This is a genomic window from Rhizobacter sp. P1_G5 (assembly GCF_056405435.1).
In genome coordinates this window covers 1-4692 of the sequence record NZ_JBFUCB010000488.1, presented here as the reverse complement: position 1 = coordinate 4692, position 4692 = coordinate 1, and the positions used below count along the sequence as shown (strand labels likewise).

The 4692-nt window shown below is 63.5% G+C and carries 8 protein-coding genes; 5 read left to right on the top strand and 3 right to left on the bottom strand.

The annotated features are described in order from the left end of the window. Positions 1-260: exodeoxyribonuclease VII large subunit (locus AC1D12_RS25235; protein ID WP_477843625.1), on the top strand; the 260-nt coding region annotated here is incomplete at its 5' end. A gap of 23 nt (positions 261-283) precedes the next feature. After that, a complete protein-coding gene (locus AC1D12_RS25230; RefSeq protein ID WP_047508842.1) occupies positions 284-865 on the top strand; it encodes a superoxide dismutase in 582 nt (193 codons plus the stop codon). Positions 866-937: 72 nt separating this feature from the next. Here the strand turns inward: AC1D12_RS25230 and AC1D12_RS25225 are convergent, their stop codons facing one another. Next, complete coding sequence (locus AC1D12_RS25225; protein ID WP_047508844.1) at positions 938-1390, bottom strand: DUF192 domain-containing protein; 453 nt, start codon at positions 1388-1390, stop codon at positions 938-940. A gap of 127 nt (positions 1391-1517) precedes the next feature. Then, positions 1518-1700: a hypothetical protein gene (locus tag AC1D12_RS25220; RefSeq protein WP_047508846.1), complete on the bottom strand. Its 183-nt coding sequence runs from the start codon at positions 1698-1700 to the stop codon at positions 1518-1520. A 166-nt stretch (positions 1701-1866) separates the two neighbouring features. Here AC1D12_RS25220 and icd point away from each other — a divergent pair, with 166 nt between their 5' ends. Further along, on the top strand, positions 1867-3120 hold the full coding sequence (gene icd, locus AC1D12_RS25215; protein ID WP_047508848.1) for an NADP-dependent isocitrate dehydrogenase: 1254 nt from the start codon (positions 1867-1869) through the stop codon (positions 3118-3120). A 240-nt stretch (positions 3121-3360) separates the two neighbouring features. Here icd and AC1D12_RS25210 read toward each other — a convergent pair whose 3' ends face one another. Beyond that, on the bottom strand, positions 3361-3642 hold the full coding sequence (locus AC1D12_RS25210; RefSeq protein ID WP_047508850.1) for a cold-shock protein: 282 nt from the start codon (positions 3640-3642) through the stop codon (positions 3361-3363). A 225-nt stretch (positions 3643-3867) separates the two neighbouring features. Between AC1D12_RS25210 and clpS the strand changes: the two genes are divergently transcribed. Next, positions 3868-4221, top strand: a complete 354-nt coding sequence (gene clpS, locus AC1D12_RS25205; protein WP_052204767.1) for an ATP-dependent Clp protease adapter ClpS — start codon at positions 3868-3870, stop codon at positions 4219-4221. Further along, a partial coding sequence (locus tag AC1D12_RS25200; protein ID WP_477843622.1) for a Clp protease N-terminal domain-containing protein occupies positions 4218-4692 on the top strand: 475 nt, incomplete at its 3' end. The genes clpS and AC1D12_RS25200, both read left to right, overlap by 4 nt.

Genomic DNA, 4692 nt, shown 5'->3' with positions numbered 1-4692 from the left:
CCGAAGGCGCCGGGCATCGCGCCGCTGCGCTGGCGGCACGGCTGCAGGCGGTCGACCCGCGCCAGGTACTGGCGCGCGGCTACGCGTGGCTCGAGGACGGGCAGGGCGCGCCGGTGGCCAGCGTGGCGGCACTCACCGTCGGGCAGCGGCTCGGCGCGGTGCTGTCCGACGGCCGCGCGACAGTGGACGTGACGCAAGTGACGTCATCGGACGCGCGCCTGCAACCCGCGTCTCCTCTGCCTACAATGCGCCCCACCTGACTCGATACCCGAAAGGAATTCGCATGGAACACACTCTGCCGCCGCTGCCGTACGCACAAGACGCCCTCGCTCCGCACCTGAGCAAGGAAACGCTCGAATACCACTACGGCAAGCACCACAACGCCTATGTGGTGAACCTGAACAACCTGCAGAAGGGCACCGAGTTCGAGTCCCTGAGCCTGGAAGAGATCATCAAGAAATCCTCCGGTGGCATCTACAACAATGCCGCGCAGATCTGGAACCACACCTTCTTCTGGAACGGCATGAAGCCGGCCGGCGGCGGCGAGCCCAAGGGCGCGCTGGCGGCGGCGATCACCGCGAAGTTCGGCAGCTACGCGTCGTTCAAGGAAGCCTTCACGAAGAGCGCCGTCGGCAACTTCGGTTCGGGCTGGACCTGGCTCGTGAAGAAGGCCGACGGCAGCGTCGACATCGTCAACATGGGTGCCGCCGGCACGCCGCTGACGACCGCCGACAAGGCGCTGCTGACGATCGACGTGTGGGAGCATGCCTACTACATCGACTACCGCAACCTGCGCCCGAAGTTCGTCGAGACCTTCCTGACCTCGCTGGTCAACTGGGACTTCGCCGAGAAGAACTTCGCCTGAGCGAGCGTTCGTCGCCCAGCAAAAAGCCGGTCCCTGGACCGGCCTTTTTCATGCGGTGATGATGCGTGAGGCTCAGCGCCCGAACGGCGTGCCCGAGAGCTTGTCGCCGGACTTGATCCCGCGCTTGGCGAACCAGCCCTGGTTCATCTCGAGCACGAAGCGCACCGGCTTCTTCGAGCAATGCGAATCGAGCGTCTGCGGCTTCATGTCCTCGACGTTCACGACGGTGCCATCGTCGGCGATGAAGGCGGCCGACAGCGGCAGCAGCGTGTTCTTCATCCAGAAGCACTGCACGCCGGCCTCTTCGAACGCGAACAGCATGCCGTCGTTGGTGCCCATCGTGCGGCGGAACATCAGGCCGGTGGCCCGTTGCTCGGGCGTCTGCGCGACCTGCGCCTGGATGTTGTGGATGCCGGCGGTGAGCTGGATGGCGGGCAGCTGCTGCGGCGCGTCCTGCGCAAGAGCGGCTGCGGCGATCGGGCCGAAAGCGAGCAGGGCCAGCAGGCGGGTGGCGGGGATCTTCATGGTCGGGCGGGCTTCGGTGTGGACAGGCGCGGCAGAGTGTAGCGAGGGCCAAAGAAAAACGCCCGGCACAGGCCGGGCGTTCCTCATTCAATTCAGCGAAGCGGGCGTGAACCCGGCTCCTCCCGAATCACTTGGCAGCCGAAGCAGCCTTCTCGCTCTTTTCGGCCTTCTTGGCTTCGGCCTTCTCGGCCTTCTTCTCGGCCTTGGCAGCCGATGCAGCCGGCTTGGCGGCTTCAGCGGGCTTGGCGTCAGCGGCGAAAGCGCCGGCAGCGAACAGGGAAGCAATCAGGGCGGCCAGAATCTTGTTCATGTGAAAACCTTTCGAAAGTTTTTGGGATCCACCATCCATCGTTGGACGGTCCGCCCGTAACGCGGGCTCTCGAAAGTCGGTTGACACGGTGCGTGACATAGAATCGCCGGCTTCAGTGCGGTCCGTTTCCAGTCACTCCAACATCAGCAGCGCGCGGAGCTATCCCATGTATCAGCACATCAAGGTGCCCGAGGGCGGGCAGAAGATCACCGTCAACGCCGACTTCTCGCTCAAGGTCCCCGACCAGCCCATCATCCCGTACATCGAGGGTGACGGCACCGGCTACGACATCACCCCGGTGATGATCAAGGTGGTCGACGCCGCGGTGGCGAAGGCCTACAAGGGCACGAAGAAGATCCACTGGATGGAGATCTTCGCCGGCGAGAAATCGACCAAGGTCTACGGCCCCGATGTGTGGCTGCCCGAGGAAACCCTGCAGGTCCTGCGCGAGTACGTGGTGTCGATCAAGGGGCCGCTCACGACGCCGGTCGGCGGCGGCATCCGCTCGCTGAACGTCGCGCTGCGCCAGGAACTCGACCTGTACGTCTGCCTGCGTCCGATCCAGTACTTCAAGGGCGTGCCGTCGCCGGTGAAGGAGCCCGAGAAGACCAACATGGTGATCTTCCGCGAGAACTCGGAAGACATCTATGCCGGCATCGAGTTCGAGGCCGAGAGCGACAAGGCCAAGAAGCTGATCAAGTTCCTGCAGGACGAATTCGGTGTCAAGAAGATCCGCTTCCCGAACACCTCGGGCATCGGCATCAAGCCGGTGTCGCGCGAGGGCACCGAGCGCCTGGTGCGCAAGGCGATCCAGTACGCGATCGACAACGACAAGCCCAGCGTGACCATCGTGCACAAGGGCAACATCATGAAGTTCACCGAAGGCGGCTTCCGCGACTGGGCCTATGGCCTGGCGCAGAAGGAATTCGGCGCCGAACTGATCGACGGCGGCCCGTGGTGCAAGTTCAAGAACCCGAACACCGGCAAGGACATCACGATCAAGGATTCGATCGCTGACGCCTTCCTGCAGCAGATCCTGCTGCGCCCGGCCGAGTACTCGGTGATCGCGACGCTGAACCTGAACGGCGACTACGTCTCCGACGCGCTGGCGGCCCAGGTCGGCGGCATCGGCATCGCCCCGGGTGCGAACCTGAGCGACTCGGTCGCGATGTTCGAGGCCACGCACGGCACGGCACCGAAGTACGCCGGCAAGGACTACGTGAACCCGGGTTCCGAGATCCTGTCGGCCGAGATGATGCTGCGCCACATGGGCTGGACCGAAGCGGCCGACCTGATCATCAGCTCGATGGAAAAGTCGATCCTGTCGAAGAAGGTCACGTACGACTTCGCGCGCCTGATGGACGGCGCGACGCAGGTGTCGTGCTCGGGCTTCGGCCAGGTGATGATCGACCACATGTGATCCCACGCCGGCGGCTTCGAAGCCGCCGGGCGAATCACTGCAAACCCCTTGTTCCGGCCCGGAACAAGGGGTTTTTTCATGGGCGATCGGTGGCAAGAACGATCGGTGGCAAAAACGAAGTGGCCCGACGCCATCTCGTTCGGGAAGCCGATGAAAGCTTTCCGCACGAGACCCAGCGCCGGGCCGTGCCGGTAGTCTTCTAGGTGGCTGCACACCGCTTGCGCGGTGTGAATTCTCGGCCTAGGCCTCGGCGGCCGAGGACTCCGCCACGCCGACAGGATTGCGGCGATGCGGGATCGTTTCGGGTACGTCGAGCGCAGAGATGTTCTGCGCGAGCTGGCCTTTGGGGCCTTGCACCACTTCGTAGCTCACGCGGCCGCCCTGTTTGAGCGTGCGAAAGCCTTCACTCTGGATGGCCGAAAAATGTGCGAACACATCCTCGCCACCCCCTTCCGGTTCAATGAAGCCGAATCCCTTCGCATCATTGAACCACTTCACGGTTCCGAACAACTTCTGGGCCATATTGGTCTCCTATCCCTGGGAGCGAAGAATTTTGTGCGCCGCCTTGGTGACTGTCAAGGCGCGGCAAACCAGGGTTCAGGGCCATGCAACCAAATGCATTCCCTTGCGGGTGCCGTCGTAGAACAATGGGCACGTTGTGATGCATTTCCGGGCCTTGCAGTTCGCCCGGGTGTCGCAATATCCGTTCGGGTGAGCACAGCAAAATCAACTCTATAGAATGGTTCCATGCCCGAGGAAAAACCGATACCGCCCGAGCCGTTGAAGCGGCCGACACCCGATGACGGGCAGGGGGCGGTCGTGGCCGAAAGGCAGGCCGCGAAGACAGAGCCGCCGCGCATGTACCAGGTGGTACTGCTCAACGACGACTACACACCGATGGAGTTTGTCGTGATGGTGCTTCAGGAGTATTTCCAGCGCGACCTCGAAACCGCGACGCAGATCATGCTCAAGGTTCACAAAGAGGGCCGCGGAGTCTGCGGCGTCTATACCAAGGACGTCGCTGCAACCAAGGTCGAATTGGTGCTGGCCGCTGCCCGTCGGGGCGGCCACCCGTTGCAATGCATTATGGAGGCAGCATGATCGCGCAAGAGCTTGAAGTCAGCCTGCACATGGCGTTCGTCGAGGCGCGCCAGCAGCGCCACGAATTCATCACCGTCGAGCACCTGCTGATGGCGCTGCTCGACAACCCGTCGGCCGCGGAGGTGCTGCGCGCCTGCTCGGCCAACATCGACGACCTGCGCAAGAGCCTTGCGCAGTTCATCAAGGAAAACACCCCCACGGTGGGCGGTGCCGAAGAGGTCGACACGCAGCCGACGCTGGGTTTCCAGCGCGTGATCCAGCGCGCGATCATGCACGTGCAGTCCACCGGCAGCGGCAAGAAGGAAGTGACCGGCGCCAACGTGCTGGTCGCGATCTTCGGCGAGAAGGACTCGCACGCCGTCTACTACCTGCACCAGCAGGGCGTGACGCGCCTGGACGTCGTCAACTTCATCGCCCACGGCATCAAGAAGACCGATCCGCCGGAGCCGGCCAAGCCGAGCGAGGGCGGCC